This window comes from Sulfitobacter sp. (assembly GCF_036960155.1).
Classification (GTDB): Bacteria; Pseudomonadota; Alphaproteobacteria; order Rhodobacterales; family Rhodobacteraceae; genus Sulfitobacter.
The window spans coordinates 36,478-57,763 of sequence record NZ_JBALWB010000013.1; the positions used below are offsets into that span (position 1 = coordinate 36,478).

The following is a 21,286-nucleotide window of genomic DNA, read 5'->3' on the forward strand; positions in this document are numbered from 1 at the left end:
AGGAAAAGTAATGGAAAAGCAAGGTCACATCCCCACCGAAGCTTATGTAGATTTTCTAGGGCGGACGATTGAAATCCATTGGAATTACCATGCAATCTTGATGGTACTTATCTGGTTTGTTCTGGTGCCTATCTGCGTTATTTCGCTGCGCTATTATAAACCTAGACCAACAAAAGAAGGTATTACTGTTTATCGGACAATCAGCAGGCCTGAGTGGGTATGGTTTCACATCCACCAATACGGGCTGAACTTTGCAATCTTCATGTCGTTGGCCGGGATGACGGTCGCGCTAGCCGTAAGTGGCGGTATTTCAGGATCAGTGCATTCTGTCTTTGGGCTGTCGACGATCGGCCTAGGCGTCCTGCAGGGCATTTCCGCCTATTTCAGGGGCAGCCACGGAGGGCGCTACTACAACAACGCTGACCAAAATGACCCCAAAGCGTGGGAAGGTGATCATTTTTCCATGACCGCGCGTCGCCGCCGAATGGAGTCTTACCACAAGACAGCCGGCTTCTTCACCATGGCTTGCGCGGTGGGCGCGGTAGGGTCGGGGCTGATGCAGTTTCCAATGCCTATACTGGCCGGAGTGATCATTTTTACCATTGTGGTTTTGTTGGCCGTGTCGATCTATCGCGAACACAAGGGCAAGCGGTATGACACCTATCGCGCGGTTTTCGGGAACGATCTGGAACATCCTTACAACAAGGAACGCGAAGATCTTTGAGGATGTCGGTGGGTTCCTTCATTAGCACCCGCCGATCCGTATCCAACAGGTTCAGTCTTTCCAGTACTTTAGTAAGGCTTGCGCCGGATGCAGTGACTGAACGTCTGACAGCCGCTTAACCTGTGATCGGCAGGAATACCCCGTCGCGATCAGAGTGTCACCTGCCTGAGCATCAACGATGTCGCGCCAATTCTGATCATAGAGCGTTGTTGAAATGGATTGGTGCGCAACCTCATGGCCGAACAAGCCCGACATACCGCAGCAGCCCGCTTTGACGATCTGCACGTCAAGGCCGGCCTTTTCAAAAACCGTGGACCACTGGCCCGAGGTTTCTGGCAATAGAGATCGTTCGGTACAATGCTGAATTAAGGTGAACGTGGCACCAGGTTCCAGGCATGGCAGTGTCACGCTCATTAACCATTCACTCAGGAGATGCACCTTGAAGACCGGGCAATCTGGCAGAGTTTCCGGGTATTCATGGCGATACATCAAAGTGGTCGCCCCATCGACCCCAACAAGGCAGAAACCCGCTTGATCTAGCTGTGACAAATCACGCGCATTTCGCTCTGCTACGCGCGCAAACCGATTTATAAATCCACGAATATGGAGCGGTTTACCGCCTTCGCGGTAAGCAAGTAGCACGGGCTTAAACCCAATTTTCTGGACAAGTTCAACTTGTGCCAAAAGGACGTCCGCATCGTAGAAACTAGTAAAACAATCCTGAACGATGACAATTGTCTTCTTGCGCTCCACGACAGGGAGTTGCATGAGATCCTTCACCGCCATTGTCTGCGCCTCAAGCGCACGGAGCCTCTTGAGGTATGCCCGTCGATTTCGCAGCTCGGGCAAATCGACCAACCCAATCCCCCGCGACATCAACCGTTTAACGGGCCCCATTCTTTGCACCGTATTGAACAAAGACCCACCAAGGCGATCCATCATTGGTGCGAGGCGTTCAAGGTTGGCAACAAACCTGTCCGCTAGCGGACGCTTCGCTTTTTTGTGATACCAGTCTAAGAATTGTGCTTTCATCTGCGGAATATCGACCGCAGCAGGGCAAGCTGCCCCGGCACAGGCTTTGCAGGCGAGACAGGTGTCCAAAACTTCATTCAGTTCACCCGACATCGCGCGCGCGCCTGCCTCATTACCCAGCGAGCGCGCTCGCGCCCATTCACGCAGCAACATGGCACGCCCCTTAGGGGAAAAACGTCGATCTCCGGTTGCCTTATAAGAAGGACAAAATGGAAGGCTGTCATCAAGATTAAAGCAGGCCCCGTTGCCATCACAGCGCAGAATGTTCGAGAATGTCTCACGAAGACTTGGTGACACCTGTTCGTCAAATTCACCCCGCATCCGAACTCCGTCGAGTTTGATCAAGGCGTTTGCATCACCATGTGGACGCGCAATCTTACCGGGGTTCATGCGGTTTGACGGATCAAATATGGTTTTGACCTGCCGCATGACATCGAACAGCTTCGGGCCGATCACCTGTTCAGAATATTCGCCCCGCAGACCCTTTCCGTGTTCACCCCAAAGTAGCCCGCCGTGTTTCTGCGTCAGGTGAAACACCGCATCCGAAATCTCACGAATTTGGCGGCGCTCATCCTCTGAGTTCAGGTTCATAAGCGGACGAATATGAACGCAGCCAACATCCGCATGACCATACATGCCCAGTGGTATTTTTTTTGCGCTCAGAACTTCTTCCATTTCCACGACGAAATCCGCTAGGTTTTCCGGTGGAACGGCGCAATCCTCGATGAACGCAACAGCGCGTTTGTTGCGGTCAAACCCTGCCAGAAGCCCCTGACACGCGCGGCGGATCTCCCAGACCCGGGCAATCTGGTCTGGTTCGCGCAACACCTTAACCCCGATGGGGCGTTGGGATTTTTCAGGCAGAGTACTTAAGTGCTCAAGGAACGCCTCAAGCCGATTTTCCAGCGCGCCCTCATCTTCCTCTGACATCTCGAAAAAATGCGCGGCTAAGCTCTCTGCACCCTGATCTATGCCCAAAATATCTTTCACATCTTGGGCAAAAGGAGACCGTAGTGCGGCCCCGAGAATCTTGTCGTCGATGAACTCAATCGCGTGTGGCCGTGAAGTCAGCAGGTTGGGAATGGCGCGCAACCCTACCTCATGGCTGGCATAGACTAGAACCGTGAGAACTGTATGTGCCGGAATGGGTACGGTTTGCAGGGTGACAGATTTGATCAGGCCCAATGTGCCTTCTGATCCCGCCACCAGTTTGATCAGATCGAGATCACCACCTTCTGTGCGGGTTTCTTTGAGATTATAGCCCGTGAACCCACGCTTCATCTCGGGAAAATTAGCCCTAATGTCATCGCCATGAGGCGCAAGCATGCTGTCAATCTCGCGGGCCAACTTGCCTAAGGTGCCGTCCAGCGCCGCAAGATTTTGCGCCGCGACGCGGCGGATTTCAACGTCTTCACCATTGGGCAGTGCGAACTCGATGGACTGGATATGGTCCGAGGTCTTGCCATACACCACAGACCCTTTTCCGGAACTGTCATTCGAAACCATGCCGCCCAACGTGGCACGGCTGGTTGTCGACACATGGGGCGCGAAGAAGCGTCCGTGAGGTGCCAAGAACTCAATCAATTTGTCACGGACCAAACCAGGTTCAACCCGCACAAGTCCGGTGCCCCGATCATAGTTCAAAATTTTTCGCATATGGCGCGAGGTATCCACGACAATTCCAGCACCTAGCGACTGCCCATTTGTCGAGGTGCCGCCACCGCGTGGATAAATGCGAATATCCTCAAACCCGGCTTCCTGCGCGACCTGCATTGCCAGCGAGATATCAGCGGCACACCGAGGATAGATCACACCTTGCGGCATGATCTGGTAGATTGAATTATCCGTTGAACAGGCAATCCGGTGACCCAAATCCGATTCGACATCCCCCGTGAATCCAGCATTATGGAGTGCATCCAGATAGGCCAGTGAAGCTGCCTCGACTTCAGCAACCTGCGGGGGTGGTAAATCTTTCATCTCAACCTTCGTATTCTAGAATATACAGCCCGCCGTTGTAATCATTGGCGTAGATCAAGCCTTGTTTGTCGACATACACATCGCAATTTTGAATAACCAAGGGCCTTCTGGGACGTTGATCAATCAGCTTGTTAGGTTTCGGAGGAACAAACGCGGCCACCTCGGTGGGCCGGTACTCGTTTGAAATATCAGTCACGCGAATGCCTGCATTCTGCATTGCCGAAAAGATCAACTGATCGCTCACCAATCCGTCGGGGCGATTTTCATATATATTATGTGGGCCGAAATGGCCGCCCTTTTTACAATAGTCTGCTTCAGACGGAATCGGAAATGTTGAAATGCTGACCGGATTGGACGGCACGCGGTTATCAAACATCCAGATATGCTTGGTGCCATCTTCGCAATTGTCGAGCACCGCTTCATCGACCACAACCAACAGGTCACGGTCCGGCAATGGAAGGCAATTATGCGTTCCACCGCCGAAGGGCGGTGACCAATTTTTGTGAACGAACAATTCGGGGTTAGTACGGTCAGACACATCAATGACCACCATCCCTTCATCGCGCCACGCGCCATAAGCGGTGTCCCCATGAATGATGGCATGATGCAGCCCGCCGCGCCGCTCATCACCGCCCGTTTCACCGGCAGCAAGGTTCATGCCTGGCAACCAAAAGCGGCCCGCCTCTTTGGGGTTGGCTGGATCGCTCATGTCGATAGTCATGAAAATATAATCAGTGAAACCATCCAAAAGCACCGACGCATAGGCCCAAGGGCCACCCGTATACCACAAGCGATGAATGCCGCCGCCCTCTACTGGCATGAACGATATCTTGCGTGGCTCTGCGGGATTGGAAATATCATAGACCGACATGCCCGCCGTCCAGTCCCGTACCCGCTCTTGCTGCGCGGTGCCTACTTTTTTGCCAATTGACCCTTTATAGTATTCGCTTTCGTCCTGAAATTCGACCGAGGCGAACATGTCTTTTGCGTTGATCACCAACAGTAAATCTTCGTGGGTTTGCAAATGGATGTTCCACGTATTTGCTGGCGCGGGAATGTAATTGACCGGTTTCGGATCACGCGGGTCGCGCACGTCGATGACGCTAAACCCCTTTGAGAACATATGTCCGGTAAAGGCAAAGCCCTTGTTGACCATCAACTGAACCCCATCGGGGCGACCACCCTGATCAGAGTGGCCGATCAGTTTCATGTTCTTAGCATAATCGGGTGTCGGTAAATCATGGTGCGCCATGGTCACATTCCTTTTTCACGAAAACCACACAAGGTGCGAAACCTGTGCTGTCACACCAAAGATGGTGCATCGCGGTTTGGCCCGCATTCGCCAAAAGGACATAAACCTCCGATTATCGGCCATCTCGCCAAGTCGGGATGTTAAATGCGCTTACCTATATTGATTGACCCAATAATGAGCGCGGCAAAAATGGTTGCTCCACCAATCAGAACGGGCGTGTGGATGGGCTCCTTCAGCCAAATAGCAGAGCTTAGAAAACCAATGAGCGGGGCTGCGGTGCTGATCAATGAAACCCGAGCAACAGGAAGCGAACGGCCAGCCGAAACCATCAATCCGAACCCAAGTCCAGTTGCCGCAGGTCCGATAAACAGCAAATAGGCCACGCCGGGAAACGTGAAAACACTGCTCGCTGGTGGGCCCTCGATCAACCACGCGAGAGGAAGTGTCACGACACCAGCAATGAGAAACTGCCAAAACACCGCATCGCGGATGTCACCAACCCAAACATGGGTTGCAATCAGCCGCATGGACATGGACCAGAACACAGAGGCCAGAAGAATAAAGAAAAGCGGGCCAAGCGGGCCACCCCCGCTTGATCCCAATAAAATGATAACGCAGCCAAGGACAGAAATGCCAGTGACCAGCAAACGGTGCCGGTCCACCCTATGCCGGAAGACAAAAACATCTAACACCACCAGCCAAAGCGGCGTTGTATAGATCAGAATTGTTGCTGTGCTGGCTGGCACCCATTGCAAAGACACCGTCACAAGGCCCGTTTGAACGACAAACTGCATCAAGGCCACGCCACAAATTACACGAAGATCGCCCCGGCAGAATACCGGCAATCGGTGTTTTTGAACCATAAGCAAAACCGCAACGACGGGGGCACTTAGACAAAAGCGAAGTGACAACATCCAGAACGGGCTGATGTAGGATAGGCCTTGTTTCATAAATGGCCAGTTCAGCCCCAGCATCCCCACGGATATCCAAAGTGCCACATAGGCGCGGTAGTCAGATTCTTTCCGGTTTTCCAAGTTTCTGAGAGCCTCTGGTTACTTTTTTCGTCTCATGTTTGGGCCAAGCGGTGTAGGACTACGTGCTGGCTAACCGTCAACTTGTCCCTCGTTTTCCCGATTTTCACGGAAAACAGTTTCAATCACCGGACCACCTGGTGCCCGAATAAACAAACGGCGTTCGCCCAACTCTGGAAGTTCCATCGGACTGTAGGGTATCTTCAGCGCGTTCAACCTGGCGCGAAACTCATCATACCCGTCAAGTTTGAACGCAATATGATCCCAGGCTTCCGGCGCACCGTCAAACCCTTGCCCGTAAGCCCCGATGATGTGTACAATTGGTTGATCCTTGGCATATAGCCAATGTCCGGGAATGCGCTGGATGGCACGTGGACGCGACCCTTCTTCAAGGTGTTCAAAAACCTCAAGAAAAAAGGCGCGCGTTGCCGCCAGATTTTGAGTTCTGATTGTGACATGGTCAAGTTGCATCGCCGTTCTCCGCTACGCGTAATGCGTAATGCATTACAAATAGGCTCAATCGCGAGGTTGGGAATTATCGAATTCAAAGGACACAGTTTAGGAATTCCAAAGGCTTGTCTTCAGATATGAAGTTGATCGAGGACGACTCTCTGCGACACATCGGACAATAACACGCCAAAACGCTCGGTCTAAATGACCCCAAGCTGAGCGCGGCGAAATTTGTCTTCCAAGAAATTAGTAAACACCTGCACACGTGTGGGTGGAGTTTTGTTTGGTGGTCGGACGGCCCAAACTTGCCAAGCAGGTTCAATGGTGTGACCAATAAGAACCTGCACCAAACGACCGGATTCTAAATGATCGACCAGATCCCAAACTGACTTTAGGCCGATCCCGCCTCCTGCCGAGACAACATCAGTGACGGCCTCTCCTAAATTGGTAGTAAAATGACCTGTGACCCTAACCTCGTGCAGGTTGCCCTGCGGGTCACGCATGTTCCAGTTTCGAGTCTCACCAAGCAGAATACAGTTGTGGTTTTTCAAATCTGCGGGCCGTTGAGGCGTCCCGAATTGTTCGAGATATTTGGGAGCAGCAACCAAAACACGGGGATTATGAGCCAACTTGCGAGCAAGCAAGGTGGATGATGACAGTACCCCAACCCGAATAGCCAGATCATAACCTTGGTCTACAATATCAACGATACTGTCACTTAAGTTAAGCCTGAGCCTGACATCTGGATAAAGTTCCAAAAACTCTTGGACGTAAGGAACAATCTGTGACCTGCCAAAGGACGCGGATGCCGTTACGCGTAGCTCTCCGATCACCCTGCCCTTTGCTTCGTCAATAGATGCATGTGCCGCTTCAACACTGTCAATGATGTGCCGCGCGTGCTCCAGAAAAACTTCGCCGTCGCGAGTGAGAGAAACTGAACGTGTCGTTCGATTGAAAAGCTTGGTGCCAAGGCTTGCTTCAAGCGCTTGAATGCGTTGTGTTGTCGCGGTCGGGGAAAGCTGAAATTCTTCGCCTGCACGCCCCAAAGCGCCAAGCGTTGCAGCACGAAGGAAGAGTTCAACTGATCTAATGTCCAATGTCATTCTTCCGCCATTCCAGATTGTTGATCTCCTTCAGGTAACTTAATGCAGAAATATCAAATTATCTACTGTAGGCATTTGACCGCGATTAACGCGGCCAAATTGTTCTCAATGGCCAATTCGGCCCGGTGCTTCAGGCTCGAACCGGTAGATCAGGTAGGGCGGCGCATTTTTGACCTCGCCGTTATTGAATAAATCCGCACGAGATATTTGCGCGGCAGACACATACATATGCCCGTCCAACGAAAAGCTGACCCCATCAGGCCAAGACAGATCATCTGCCTCGGCGTAACGTCGATACTCCCGCGTATCGGCAGGGATTATGCCTACTGCGTTGGATTCCACTTCAGTCAGATATAGGTTACCAGCCTGATCCATCGTCAGACCGCCATTGTTTGGCTTGTCGGCATAGCGCTCGACTGTCTCGCCCAATGCCTCATCGCTCAGCTCTTCGTTCAACAGGTCTGCAAAACGGATGCGGTAAATTGCTGATCCGCTCAGTGGACCATAGTAGAGCCATTCAAAATCAGAATCCGCAGCAATCCCGTCGGCACCCACCTTGATGACCACTTGGCCACCATTGCCATCAGGCACGGTCAGCGGATTGCCATCAACTACAATTGCTACATCCTCTGGCAAAGTTGACACATGGCCTTGCAACACGCGGCGCGTGGCGCCGGTTTGCATGTCCACAATCACAAGCGCGGCCTGACTGCCGTCACCACCTGGTCCGATGCCTTCATCCGCGATGACAAACACCTGATCCTTAAGATTCACGACCATATCGTTGTGCTGACTTTCCGGCACCGATGCAGGGGCGGGAATGTAGTAAATTCGCTCCAGTTCATCAGTCCAGGTGTTCCAACCAACAATCTTGGGCGTCAGGCCATTGCGCTGCCCCATGTCCAAAATCCAGACGATGCCGTTTTCGTCTCCGCGCAGCCCGAGCACGCTGTCAAAGTAGCAGTCAGTTCCGTCGCGCGGGGTGTTCCATTCAGCGTTCGGAAACGGTGTGTAGGACTTGCGATCAGCGCCCAGCTCCGCAACGCGAATATCCGGCCCGAAAAACGGGTGGTGGCTATAGATCACGCGGTTGGTGGGCGTGAAGGTGATATTCCCTACAGAGCCCGGCAATTCTGCAAAAAGTTCGGCTTGTTGAACGTCTTGTGCGAATGCGCCCGTTGTTGTTACGACGGCAAGCGCCATTGATAGCATTGTACGTCTCATGTTCTTTCCTCCCATTTAGGTTTCTTGGTCGTTTCGATTCAGGCTATTTGTGACAGGCGCAGGGGTCGCCCGCGCAACGCCATCTCTGCGGCGCGGACAATGGCCCGCGTGTCGATCCGGTGCGCCCTGTAAAGTTCCGCGATGCTACCGGTTTGACCAAAATGCTCGACACCCAGCGGTGTGACCCGATGGCCCGCAACCGATCCGATCCATGACAAGGCAAGCGGATGCCCGTCGGTCACGGTAACGATGGCTGCATCTGTGCTGATTTCGCCCACCAGTTTTTCAATATGGCAGAGTGCATCGTCATGACCTAAGCCACGCGCACGGTCAGCGCTGTGCCAGCCCGCATTCAATCGATCGGCTGAGGTGATCGCCAAAACGCCAACATCGCGGTGATCCTGACCGATCTGGCCCGCCGCCGCTATCACCTCTGGTGCTATCGCACCTGTGTAAGCGATAATCAGGCGGCAGGCTGGGCCCGGGGCGCGCAGCCAATAGGCTCCGTTAATGATATCCCTTTGTTGCTCCTCGCTTAGCGTCCGGCCGGGTTGCTCCAATTTACGCGTTGTCATTCGTAGATAGACCGACCCGCCAGTTTCATCGCGCAACCAATCGGCTAAGTCTGGGGCTCTTTCACCGTCACGTTGCACATAATCGAACGACCATTCCATAATCGTGGCCAATTCATCAACGAACGCGGGCTCAAAACACGCCAACCCGTCTTGACTAATCCCGATCAAAGGCGTGCCGATAGATTGATGCGCGCCACCTTCTGGCGCTAGCGTAATTCCCGAAGGTGTCGCCGCTACGATAAAACGGGCATCCTGATAGCACGCATAATTTAGCGCATCTTTTCCACGCTCGATGAATGGATCATATAGTGTGCCTACAGGGATCAAGCGCTCGCCAAAAATGGAGTGCGACAAGCCGGCAGCAGCAAGTAAAGTAAACAGGTTCATCTCAGCGATGCCCAATTCGATATGCCGTCCTTCCGGCGAAGCCGCCCATTTTTGCATTGATGGTATGCCGCTATCGCGGAACACGTCACGCGTCTTTGCCTTCGCAAACACCCCTGTCCGGTTGACCCAGCCTCCTAAGCTCGTCGAGGTCGCCACATCAGGTGCTGTCGTTACGATCCGTTCGGCCAAAGGACCGCCGTTTTTGGCAATCTCATCAAGGATTTTGCCGAAGCCTTCTTGCGTCGACATGTGGCCCTTGGTCATCGGAGCGCCGATGGTCGGCACATCAAGCGTGGGTGCTTCATATCTGCGCAACCCTTTTTGCAGGAAGGCAATGTTCTCCAGGAAGGCTTCATATACCAGGTCAGTTGCGGGCAAGCCTTCAAACAGGCCCCATTCGTGGCCTTCACGAATGTCGTGTTGCTTGCGCAGAACTTCCATTTGCGTCGGGTTCATCATGCCTGCGTGGTTGTCCTTGTGACCGGCAAGCGGCAGTCCGTATCCCTTGACGGTATACATGACAAAAACGGTCGGACGGTCATGGTCGATTGCTTCCAGTGCCGTGATCAAAGCGTCCTGATCATGACCTGCAAGATTGGTCATTAGGATCGCCAATTCATCATCGGTACGTCGGTCTAGCAGCGCCGTCACCGGTCCTTGATCACCCAGATCATCCAACAACTGTTTGCGCCAGGCAGCCCCGCCTTGATAGGTCAGCGCCGAATACGTCTGGTTGGAACACGCATCGATCCAATCATGCAACGCGGCACCGCCTTCTTCGGCAAATGCGGCTTGCAACAAAGCACCGTGCTTTAATTCGATAACATCCCACCCCATCGACCGAAAAATGTCACCAAATAGACGGTTCTGCGCATCAGGTGTTACGGCATCAAGGCTTTGACGGTTGTAGTCGATAAACCACCAGCAATTGCGTAGGTCATGTTTTTTACCTTCTAGCAGGGCTTCATACAGGTTGCCTTCGTCCAGCTCTGCATCACCCAGAATTGAGATCATACGCCCAGTGGCCAAATCCCCCCAGCCTTTGGCAGCGATGTAATCCTGCACAAGCGATGCAAACACGGTAATGGCACCGCCCAACCCGACGGACCCGGTCGAAAAATCCACATCGTCGGCATCTTTGGTGCGTGATGGGTAAGATTGCGCACCGCCAAAGCCACGAAAGTTTTCAAGATTGTCGCGTGTCTGTCGGCCCATAAGATATTGCAGCGCGTGAAACATCGGTGACGCGTGTGGTTTTACCGCGACGCGATCTTCGGGCCTAAGGATGTGTCCATACAAGACCGTCATCAACGACGCGAGCGATGCGGACGATGCCTGATGACCACCCACCTTCAGATCATCATCTTTTGGCCGGACGTGGTTTGCATGGTGGACAGTCCACGCGGCAAGCCACAGTGCTTTGCGTTCCAGATCGCGCAAAATGCTTCTAAAATCGGTCTCATTAGTATTCGGCACGGGCGACCTCCTCTTTCCCAATCAGCCTATGGGCAGAAGATCAATGGAGTTACGGCATAGAACCAAATTCACTCTTTGCAGGAACCAAATAGTAATCAACAGCCCATGCTGCGATCTGACGGTGTCAAAACATGGCATGGGCTGTTGGGCGTTTGTGTCCTTGGCTGAGTTCAGCCCGTTAGTTTATTCGCTGCGTGGGCCCGCTTGAACAGACAAGGTCGCTTGCTCGATGCTGTGCATGTTGATGAAGAAACTGGTCAGTGCAGCAGTTGCGCCCTCAGGTGCCTCCAGCGTGTCAGTGTCAAGCGCATGGACTGTGAACGTATAGGTGTGCTCACGACCAATGGGAGGACATGGACCAAAGAACCCCGGTTGACCAAGGTCTGTGTTGCCTTCCATCGCACCTGCAGGAATCGAGTCTGACGAAATTCCCGTTGCATTAGCCGGAACATCAAAAACAACCCAATGCCAAAAGCCGCTACCTGTTGGTGCATCTTGATCATAGAAGGTCACGGCGAAGCTTTTGGTTGCCTCTGGCGCGCCTTGCCAGCTAATTTCCGGGCGGGCGTTTTCGCCGGTACAGCCAAAGTCACTCCAATATTGCGCATTTGATATCTGACCGCCTGGGGTCAAGTCAGAACTGGTGACCGAAAAATCAGCCAGCGCAGAGGTGCCGAACGTGGCAACCAGTGTGGCCGCAGCCCAAAGTGCTTTAGTTTTCATCTGTATCTCCATTGGTAATGGGCAAGCGCCATTGCCGGCCATTTCTAAGTGGAGACTAGATACTTCTTATGAATTGGATAATTACCCTAAATGTTGGATTATAATCCTGAAAATACGCATTATAGGATTAACAATCCTTTAGGATCAAAAATGCCGACAACGAGCAGTTTTGGCCGCGCCAGACACAGGGCCTTGCCATGGCTTGGGATCGCAATTTGAAAAATTCAACCACCCTCCTCACCCGATTGGTTAATAAAACTCAATAAAGTTTTATAATAAAGTGGAATTATTGAGCAATATTTAACCGTCATGCTATCGGAAATGCAATCGGGAGGACAGCATGACAACTCTATCAACAATCGGGCGTCGCCAGTTTTTGAAATCGACCGCCCTGACAGGAACCGCCTTTGCCATTGGCAGCGTGGCACCAGGTATCTTCAGGCCGGCGTTTGCCGAAGGAGGCGACATACACGCGATTGCTAATCGCGCTGCAACCGCCGCCAAGGCTCTTTCTGAAAGTAGCCGACAGACCGAGATCTCCATCCTGATCCCTGGTGGGTCGGGCGGTAACATCACGCCATTCATCGACGAGTGGAAAGAGCTGACAGGCATCGACATTCAGCTTGTCGAAGTTCCCAACACAGAACTTTACTCCAAGGCTATGCAAGAGGCCGTCGCGAAGACCGGCCAATATGACCTGGTCATTGGCCCTGTCTACGCTCTGCCCGATTTTTCGGAAGCCGGATTGGCAAAAAACATCACTGAATATGTAGCAGCCCACCAACCGGAGCTGGATACCGGTCCGTACCGTATTCCTTATCCATTTTCGGAATTTGGCTGCAAATATAACAATGAATATCGCGCGCTTTATGCGGATGCTGACAACTGGGCACTTTACATGCGCAAGGACTGGTTGGAGGACCCTGAACAGCAAGCTGCCTTCAAAGAGGCCTATGGTCGCGACCTAGAAGCGCCGAATACATGGGATGAGTATGACGACCTGATCACATTCTTCACGCAACCAGAGAATGATCGCTACGGCTCGCTCGAATACCGCGCGCCATTTTATACAAAATGGCAGTGGATGCAGCGGTTCTGCTCGAAAGGCGCAATGTATTTCGACAAAGATATGGTTCCACAGTGCAACAGCGCTGAAGGCGTAGCCGCCCTTGAGGAATTGATCGCAACTGAAAACACAATGCCGAAAGAAGCGTTCACCAATGGCTGGTCAGAGAACTATAACCAATACGGTTTGGGCGAGGTTTTCGCGACGTTTAGCTGGCCGTCCTTCTTCCGCTACAACAACGATCCAGACATTTCCGAGGCGGTTGCAGGCAACCTGATGTCTGTCCCTGTTCCCGGCACAATGGTCGATGGCGAATTGATACGTGCGTCTGTCAACGCGTTTGGTTGGCTGTATGTAGTTAGCGACCATTCCAACAATCCGGAATTGGCATATCTATTCGCCCAGTGGCACACGGCACCTGACATTTCGGACCGCGCTATTCCGAAAAACGGTGGTTATTTTGACCCCACTCGCACCAACCACTTCAAAGAGCCAGGCCCAGAGATGGAAGCCAAATACACGCAAGCATGGTTGGACTCGGCATGGGAGCAGATCGGTGACGTGATCCCCGATTTCGTTATCCGTGGCACGTTCGAATACTCCGAAGCCCTTGACCGCAATTGTGTCGAAGCAATCTTAGGCAAGAAGACTGCGCAAGAAGCGATGGATGATGCGGCCACTGAGATGGCGCGGATCACGCGGCGGCTTGGACAAGATCGTCAGGTTCAATCTTGGCGCTCCCTTGCACGGACCTTCCCCGAAAAAATCAAAGCGCGTAACGACGTCGCGTCTTGGGGCTGAGCTTCGCCAGCATATTTTGGAGACCTAAAATGTCCGAACTAAATACCAGTGGGGGCCCGGAAACGGGTTCCCCAACCGCGAAGACCAAACGCGGTTTCAACGCTAACGATCCTAAAACTCTTCCTCTACTTTTGATTATCCCATCACAGATTTTGCTGATGGGAATGATGGTTTTCCCGTTTCTGTTGGAACTCTGGATTAGCCTGACCAACTGGCAGCCCACCTTCGGATCGCTTGGCGATGCGGAATTTTCGGGGCTGTTTAACTACAAAGAACTCATCATCTACGAACCGCGCTTCCTACAAGCGCTCGGCCGCACGATCCTGTTTGCTGTGATCTGTCTTTCGCTGGAATTCATGCTTGGTCTTGGTCTGGCAATCTTGTTCCTCAAGGCAATCCCGGCACGCAAATTACTGTTCTCTTTGTTGCTCAGTCCCATGATGATTATGCCCGTCGTGGTTGGCTACACATGGTTTATGCTTTTTCAAACCAACGGCCCGATCAATCAGATCATCGGTTGGATCACCTTTCAGGGCGGTCAGCCACAAATTGAATGGTTCCGCCATGATGTGACCGCCTTCACATCTATCGTCATTGCCGAAGTCTGGCACTGGACACCGCTTTTCTTTCTAGTGCTGTTGTCTGGACTTAACGCTGTGCCGCAAAACCCAATCCGTGCCGCGATCATGCTTGGTGCCGGACCGGTTCGAATATTTTGGTCCGTAGTGCTGCCTACTTTGCTGCCCGTGATCATCGTAGCCTTTGTCATCCGCACCATGGAAATCCTAAAAATCTTTGACGAAATTTTCCTGATGACACGTGGCGGCCCAGGCACTGCGACTGAAATGGTCAGTCAATATCTTTATAAGCTCGCGTTTCAAGACTTCAGACTCGCATATGCAGCGGCTGCGGCCTTCATCGTGCTTATTCTCACGGTCATCGGCGTCAATTTGATGCTGCGCCCCATCACCAAACAACTTCTGAAAGAAGGCTAAACTCATGTTTGTTTCAAAAAAAATGACATGGTGGGCATGGGTGGCGTTGGCAGCGGCGCTATTCTTTGCCACCTTCCCGATCTTCTGGATCACGTCGACCGCGTTCAAACCCTCTACCGAATGGGTCGCCGTTCCGCCCGTGTGGATATCTGGCCAGCCAACGCTGGACAATTTCAGCGCTGTCTTCATCAGCCAAGCGGATGCGGCCAATACGTCTGTGACATCTGTCTCGGAAACCGGGTGGCGCGCTATCATCGGCTCATTGATCATCAGCATTTGTGCCACGATCCTATCCATCTCTGTTGGCTTAGCGGCATCACTCGCTATCTCGCGCTACAAGTTCGGCGGCACCTCGACCCCGTTGATGATCCTTAGCGGGCGGATGTTTCCACCCATCGCAATCGCCATTCCGTTTCTGGTGATGTTCAACTCCATCGGGCTGATTGACACATATATCGGTCTGATCCTGTGTTACGCAGCCTTCACCCTGCCCTTCTCGGTTTGGATGATCAAAAGCTTCATCGACGATCTTCCAAAGGAGATCGAAGAGGCCGCAATGATTGACGGGCTGACGCGTATTCAAGCGCACTTCAAGTTCACTATTCCACTGATCCGTGGCGGACTGATCTCGACCTCTTTGTTCATCTTCATTCTGAACTGGAGCGAGTTCCTGTTCGGTCTGGTGCTAACAGCCAAAGACGTTGTGACAATCCCAGTCCAACTGTCCAAATACTTCGCGGCGACTGCGGGGCAATTATACGGTGTGCAAGCCGCACTTGCGGTTGTGGCCGTGCTGCCTTTGATCGTGATCGGTTACTTCATTCAGACCCACCTCGTTCGGGGTCTTACATTCGGGGCAGTTAAGCGATGACCAAACTTCAGATATCAAATCTTCGCAAAACGTATGGCGGGTTCACGGCGGTTCATGGTTTAGACTTGGAGATTGAAGAGGGCGAAACCGTCGCGCTTTTGGGTCCATCAGGTTGCGGCAAATCGACGACGCTTAACATGATTGTCGGTCTGACCGAACCTACTGCTGGCGACATTCGTATCGACGGTAAATCAGTGATCGGCACACCACCCGGCCAGCGCGGTATCGGTTTGGTGTTCCAAGACTACGCCGTTTTTGGCAACATGACGGTCCGTCAGAATCTTGCGTTTGGCCTTAAGGTTCGCAAGCTGAGCAAAAGTAAAATTCAAGAAGAGGTAGAGAAAACCGCCGATCTTTTGGGGCTTAGCAGCACGTTAGATGACGCAACGGCGGATATGGGTGGATCACAGCTACAACGTGTAGCTTTGGGCCGAACCCTTATCACCAATCCTTCAATCCTATTGCTGGATGAACCGCTGTCGAACCTTGAAGCCGCGATGCGCAATGAAATGCGTCAAGAGCTGCGCCGCATCCAGAAAAAGACGGGGCAGACGGTCATTTACGTGACCCACGACCAGATCGAGGCCCTTTCGCTGGCCCACAAGATCGCTGTCATGGAACAGGGCCGTCTCGTGCAATATGGCGACACCTATGATGTCTACCACTATCCGCAAGAAACCTTCGTCGGAGGTTTCTTAGGCAATCCACCGATGAACTTTCTCAAGGGTAAGATCGTTGTGGAAAAGTCGCGCAGCTTCTTTGAAACCGGGCAAACCCGCATGGATGTCAGCCGTGTCCTGCCTGCTGTCGAGGCGCAAAACGGGCGTAGCGTCACCTTGGGCATCCGCCCTGAGTCCATCCAAATTTCTGAGGCCCCGACTGGCGTGTCTGCACAACTCACATTGGTCGAGCAGATCGGTGCGGATACAGTCCTAAGTGCCGATCTTGAGGGGCAGGAAATGCGTATCCTGACGACCGGCCTTACGTCATTGAACGCGGGTGATGAGTGCCACCTGACCGCCCCTGCGGGGATGATCAGCATTTTTGAGCCAACCAGCGGTGTCCGTCTTGATACAGCATCGCAAACGCAAGGACAGCCAACATGAACGCACTCGAACTTAAAGGTGTCTCGAAACGTTTTGGCGATACGCAGGCGTTAGACAACATCGACCTTGTGGTCGAGCAAGGCAGCCTTGTTGTGCTGCTTGGACCGACCGGCGCGGGGAAAACAACATTGCAACGCGTTGTTGCTGGCCTTGAGAAACCAGACGCGGGTCAAGTGCTGATCAACGGGCGCGAAATGGGAACATTACAGCCCAACCAGCGCGATGTGTCCGTCGTATTTGAAAGCCTTGCCCTTTATCCGAACCTCTCAGCGTTCGAAAACATGGCGCACCCATTGCGGATTCGTGGTGCATCTGAAAGCGAAATCAAACAAGAAGTCGGGAAGTTTGCCGAAATCCTTCATGTGTCGCACATCTTGGATCGCAAGCCTGCCTCGTTTAGTGGCGGCGAAAAACAACGGATTGCGATTGGTCGTGCGCTGATCAAACCTTCCGCAATCTACCTGCTGGATGAACCGCTCTCTAGTCTTGATGCGGTTCTGCGCACCGGTCTGCGATCCGAGTTGAAACGCCTGCTAAAAGAGTCTGGTCATAGCTTCATCTTTGCGACACCCGATTACACCGAGGCCCTGGCACTTGGCGACAATGTGAACGTCATGTTGGCTGGCAAGATTGTGCAAAGCGGCAGTGCCGTTGATCTTTACACCCACCCTGCCAATTCAGAAATCGCAACATTCGTTGGCAATCCGCCCATGAACCTGATGTCCGCCAAGATTAAGAAAACTGCTAGCGGTGCCACGGCACAGGTCGGGTCACTTACGATTGATATCAAAACACCCCTTCCAGACGGCGCGGATCAAACAGGCGTGGTTATCGGAATACGCCCTGAGGACCTGCACGTGAACTGCGGGGACGACGCCTTTACGCTGATCTCTCGGATCACGGATCAAGAGCCTCTGGGAAATCGTGCGACGCTGCTGTTGATTGCACAAGATGTTCCAATAGCCGCAAGCGTTGATGCAAGTCACAATTTCGAAGATGTTGCCGAAGTGCGTCTTGGCATTGACCCACAGTATTTTCACTACTTCAGCGCTGACGGCATGCGCCTTACCTAGCGATTATGCGTCCTGATTGCGATAAAACGGGGTCAGTTCAACATTCGTCAGGCAAGTGTCGAGTTTCTTAAGGTCGCCAACGAGATGGTCCGCCAAACGGCGGACCCGCTGCGGTTGTCGTGCAAGCGGCGGAAACACCAGCTGTAGGTCGACATTCGGCGGACAATAACTTGTAAGCAGTGGGACCAATCTTCCATAGTTGATATCCTCCGCAACATCCCACGCGGATTTTAGCGCAATCCCGAACCCCTGCTTGGCCCAATGGCGCGCGACCTCGCCATCGTTTGTCGAGCGGTCGCCAGAGACACGAACCGTTATCGCATTGTCATTTTCAAAGAATGTCCAATTGCTGTTCTTCTTCCCCTGCGAAGACAGCAACATACAATTGTGCGTCTTCAGGTCTTGCGGGTGCATCGGCTTACCATGCTCTTGGATATACGCGGGGGACGCCACAGGAATGCGCCGATTGGACGAAACGCGTCGCAATCGCAGGCTGCTGTCACGCAGCGCACCATACCGTATCGCGATGTCGATCCCGCGTTCGGTCAGATCAGTGATCCTGTCAGTGCAGACCAGATTGATCGACACATTGGGATTGGCGTTTATGAATTTGTCGATCGACGGGGCAATATAATTGCGGCCCAAATCCACGGGAGCGGTGATCTGCAGACTGCCAGACAGGTTCTGATTTTTGTCCGAGAGATTTTCTTCCAGATTGGAAAGCTCGGCAAGCACGGCCTCGGCGGTTTCCAAAAACTCCGCGCCTGCCTGTGTAAGATGCATTTGCCGCGTTGTGCGCCTGAACAGCTGCACGCCAAGCACACGCTCCATGCCCGACAACCGCAGCGACGCCGATCCAGGTGAAAGCCCGATCTCGCCGGCGGCAGCGCTTAGCGTACCCATTTCGACGATACGTTTAAAAAGTTTAAGGTCAGATATCTTTTCGATCATATTGTTTGAATACACTCAAAAGCGATATTGTGAAAGAGCCCTTAATAAAGCTCGTGAAAAACTCCAAGTTGTCGCCAAGGATAACCGTCGATCTTATTGGCGTACCGCCCTATAACTTTGCAAACACGAGGATTTAAGATGACCGATGCACTTTTCCAACCACTGAAAATGGGCACAATGACTTTGCCGAACCGAGTTACTTTGGCCCCGATGACCCGTGCGCGTACAACGCAGCCCGGAAATGTGCCAAATGCGATGATGGCAGAGTATTTTGCCCAACGCGCTAGCGCGGGACTTATGATCACCGACGCGACGCAAATCTCGCCACAAGGTCAAGGCTATTCCTTTACCCCCGGTATCCATTCTCCGGAGCAGATCGCGGGCTGGAAACTGGTTACGAACGCCGTCCACAAAGCGGATGGGCGTATTTTTTTGCAGCTTTGGCACGTTGGCCGGATGAGCCACGAAAGCTTTCATGCAGATGGCCTGCCCGTAGCTCCCTCTGCTCTGTCACCTGATGCGCAGGTCTGGGTTGTGGACCCTGAAACAGGTCTTGGCGGCATGGTCGATTGCCCGATGCCCCGCGCGCTGAGCAACAGCGAAATTAAGGACGTGATTGAGGACTTCCGCCAAGGCGCCGCAAACGCCATCGCTGCAGGTTTTGACGGTGTAGAAATCCACGGTGCCAACGGGTATCTGATCGACGAGTTTCTGCGGACATCGTCGAACCACCGCACGGACGAATACGGCGGATCCCAGGAAAACCGCATTCGCTTTCTGCAAGAAGTGACACAGGCCGTCGCCAATGAAGTAGGGCCAGAACGCACAGGTATCCGCCTGTCACCCTACATCACACAACGCAACATGGCTGATGATGAAATCATCGAAGTGATTCTGAAAGCGGCACAAGAATTGGAGAAGATCGGGATCGTTTATATCCACTTGTCCGAGGCCGATTGGGACGATGCGCCCAAAGTACCAGAGCAATTCCGCCACGATCTGCGGGCGGCTTACAGTGGGAAAATCATTGTTGCCGGCAAATATGATAAGGCGCGTGGCGAACAAATAACGTCTGCTGGCTTAGCCGATCTGGTAGCTTATGGCCGTCCGTTTCTCGCCAACCCCGACTTGGCAAACCGCTATGCTAATGATCTGCCCCTTGCAGATTTTGATGGCGCTACACTCTTTGGTGGAACGGAAGTGGGCTACACGGATTACCTTGCTTATTCTGACAAGGTTTCGGCCTGAAACGCCTGAATTAGCTTGGCCGTTTCCCAAGCCACTACCCCTGTCGTGCAAAGTATTGCGGCAGGGGTGATCCGCCTAACGCACACGCCTCAAGGCAAAAATCGGGTTCATTTAACTTGAAATTACTGATGAAATCGACAAGAGGCGATTTGAATTCGGCAGAAGGTGCCGTTAATTACGTAGAGAATTTTCAGCCAAGTTCGAGGCCGCGTCTCGGTGATAACCACGGACTTTACAGAAAAACAGGACGCTAAGACAGGCGTGAGCAATCCGGCCCGCTGTTAGGCCAAGGTCAAACTGTCTGATCCCATGTCGCAAATGCGTTTGAAAGATACTCCATCAATGCACGTACCCGACGGGGCTGAACGGCTCCAGCGGGATACGTCATTTGCAACGAATTGGGTTGTGGTGCAAAATCTTCAAGAAGCGAAACCAACCGTCCCGCCTTTAAATCGGCATGTACATCCCATTCCGACTTTAACGCGAGACCGCGCCCTTCCACACACCAGCGCCTCACCAGTTCACCATCATTGGCCACCCGGTTTCCTTGAACACGATAGGTTTGCTGCTGCCCATCAACCGAAAATGACCAATCGTGGAACAATTGGGTGCCAAATCTAATAACAATACAATTGTGCTGTACCAGGTCTTTGGGGTGCTGCGGAACGCCGTTTATCTCCAGATATTCGGGGGAGGCACACAGCAGACGGTGATTGTCGTGCAGCTTCTTTGACTTCATTGAGCTGTCAGTCAACTTGCCATATCGCAAGGCTAGATCAATGCCTTGGCCGACAAGATCCACTATGCCATCTGACAATGTCAGATCAACGCTGACCTCGCGGTGCTCGTCCATGAACGCATCAAGGATCGGTACAATTCGATTGTGGCCCAGATCAATTGGCGTGCTCAATCGGATGGCACCAGAGATTTTCTCGACACCTAGCTTGATGCGGGCCTCGGTTTCTTCGGCTTCTGCCAGAATGCGGCGCGCTCCAGTCACAAGCTCGCGCCCCTCGTCGGTAAGCGTGATGGATCGCGTGGTGCGCGTCAATAAACGCGCGCCGTAATGCTCCTCCAAGGCAGCCAGCCGATCCGTTACCGTAGCTGGTGCCAACCCCATTTCCCGGCCCGCTACCGCAAGGCCGCCCTTCTCAACGATACGCAGAAATAGTGCGAGATTCTTAAGCAGCATTTGACGCCTCAACCATTCGGTATTTTCGA

The 21,286-nt window shown here is 52.8% G+C and carries 17 protein-coding genes; 7 read left to right on the forward strand and 10 right to left on the reverse strand.

All coding sequences use genetic code 11. The features are described 5' to 3' along the window. The first annotated feature begins 10 nt into the window (after positions 1-10). Positions 11-724, forward strand: a complete 714-nt coding sequence (locus V7775_RS20120) for a cytochrome b561 domain-containing protein (protein WP_335753718.1) — start codon at positions 11-13, stop codon at positions 722-724. Positions 725-775: 51 nt separating this feature from the next. On the opposite strand, the gene V7775_RS20125 is transcribed toward V7775_RS20120, so the two are convergent. From V7775_RS20125 to V7775_RS20160, 8 genes are all read right to left on the reverse strand, one after another. Next, entirely contained in the window at positions 776-3,733 is a 2,958-nt protein-coding gene (locus V7775_RS20125; protein WP_335753719.1) for an FAD-binding and (Fe-S)-binding domain-containing protein, read from the reverse strand. A gap of 1 nt (position 3,734) precedes the next feature. Then, entirely contained in the window at positions 3,735-4,985 is a 1,251-nt protein-coding gene (locus V7775_RS20130; RefSeq protein ID WP_335753720.1) for an LVIVD repeat-containing protein, read from the reverse strand. A gap of 140 nt (positions 4,986-5,125) precedes the next feature. Further along, positions 5,126-6,019, reverse strand: a complete 894-nt coding sequence (locus tag V7775_RS20135) for a DMT family transporter (RefSeq protein WP_335753721.1) — start codon at positions 6,017-6,019, stop codon at positions 5,126-5,128. 69 nt (positions 6,020-6,088) lie between these two features. Continuing rightward, a complete protein-coding gene (locus V7775_RS20140; RefSeq protein ID WP_335753722.1) occupies positions 6,089-6,487 on the reverse strand; it encodes a glyoxalase in 399 nt (132 codons plus the stop codon). A 179-nt stretch (positions 6,488-6,666) separates the two neighbouring features. Beyond that, on the reverse strand, positions 6,667-7,569 hold the full coding sequence (locus tag V7775_RS20145; protein WP_335753723.1) for a LysR family transcriptional regulator: 903 nt from the start codon (positions 7,567-7,569) through the stop codon (positions 6,667-6,669). 105 nt (positions 7,570-7,674) lie between these two features. Next, the gene (locus V7775_RS20150) at positions 7,675-8,793 is read right to left on the reverse strand and encodes an L-dopachrome tautomerase-related protein (protein WP_335753724.1); all 1,119 of its coding nucleotides are present in this window, start codon (positions 8,791-8,793) and stop codon (positions 7,675-7,677) included. Positions 8,794-8,831: 38 nt separating this feature from the next. After that, the gene (locus V7775_RS20155; protein WP_335753778.1) at positions 8,832-11,063 is read right to left on the reverse strand and encodes a transketolase; all 2,232 of its coding nucleotides are present in this window, start codon (positions 11,061-11,063) and stop codon (positions 8,832-8,834) included. 351 nt (positions 11,064-11,414) lie between these two features. After that, positions 11,415-11,954: a YbhB/YbcL family Raf kinase inhibitor-like protein gene (locus V7775_RS20160; protein WP_335753725.1), complete on the reverse strand. Its 540-nt coding sequence runs from the start codon at positions 11,952-11,954 to the stop codon at positions 11,415-11,417. A gap of 340 nt (positions 11,955-12,294) precedes the next feature. On the opposite strand from V7775_RS20160, the gene V7775_RS20165 reads away from it, so the two are divergent. The 5 genes from V7775_RS20165 to V7775_RS20185 are packed head-to-tail and all read left to right on the forward strand — an operon-like array spanning position 12,295 to position 17,866. Continuing rightward, the gene (locus V7775_RS20165) at positions 12,295-13,821 is read left to right on the forward strand and encodes an extracellular solute-binding protein (RefSeq protein ID WP_335753726.1); all 1,527 of its coding nucleotides are present in this window, start codon (positions 12,295-12,297) and stop codon (positions 13,819-13,821) included. A 29-nt stretch (positions 13,822-13,850) separates the two neighbouring features. After that, on the forward strand, positions 13,851-14,816 hold the full coding sequence (locus tag V7775_RS20170) for a carbohydrate ABC transporter permease (protein WP_335753727.1): 966 nt from the start codon (positions 13,851-13,853) through the stop codon (positions 14,814-14,816). A gap of 4 nt (positions 14,817-14,820) precedes the next feature. Beyond that, complete coding sequence (locus tag V7775_RS20175; protein WP_335753728.1) at positions 14,821-15,687, forward strand: carbohydrate ABC transporter permease; 867 nt, start codon at positions 14,821-14,823, stop codon at positions 15,685-15,687. After that, entirely contained in the window at positions 15,684-16,793 is a 1,110-nt protein-coding gene (locus V7775_RS20180) for an ABC transporter ATP-binding protein (RefSeq protein ID WP_335753729.1), read from the forward strand. Before V7775_RS20175 ends, V7775_RS20180 begins: the two co-directional genes overlap by 4 nt. Further along, positions 16,790-17,866: an ABC transporter ATP-binding protein gene (locus V7775_RS20185; protein WP_335753730.1), complete on the forward strand. Its 1,077-nt coding sequence runs from the start codon at positions 16,790-16,792 to the stop codon at positions 17,864-17,866. The genes V7775_RS20180 and V7775_RS20185 overlap by 4 nt, the downstream gene beginning before the upstream one ends. A 3-nt stretch (positions 17,867-17,869) precedes the next feature. Here the strand turns inward: V7775_RS20185 and V7775_RS20190 are convergent, their stop codons facing one another. Further along, entirely contained in the window at positions 17,870-18,817 is a 948-nt protein-coding gene (locus V7775_RS20190; RefSeq protein WP_335753731.1) for a LysR family transcriptional regulator, read from the reverse strand. A gap of 138 nt (positions 18,818-18,955) precedes the next feature. Here V7775_RS20190 and V7775_RS20195 point away from each other — a divergent pair, with 138 nt between their 5' ends. Continuing rightward, a complete protein-coding gene (locus V7775_RS20195) occupies positions 18,956-20,065 on the forward strand; it encodes an alkene reductase (protein WP_335753732.1) in 1,110 nt (369 codons plus the stop codon). Between the two features lie 292 nt (positions 20,066-20,357). Here V7775_RS20195 and V7775_RS20200 read toward each other — a convergent pair whose 3' ends face one another. Then, positions 20,358-21,257 carry a LysR family transcriptional regulator gene (locus V7775_RS20200; RefSeq protein WP_335753733.1) on the reverse strand — a complete coding sequence of 300 codons (900 nt, stop codon included), beginning with the start codon at positions 21,255-21,257 and terminating at the stop codon, positions 20,358-20,360. Between the last annotated feature and the right edge of the window lie 29 nt (positions 21,258-21,286).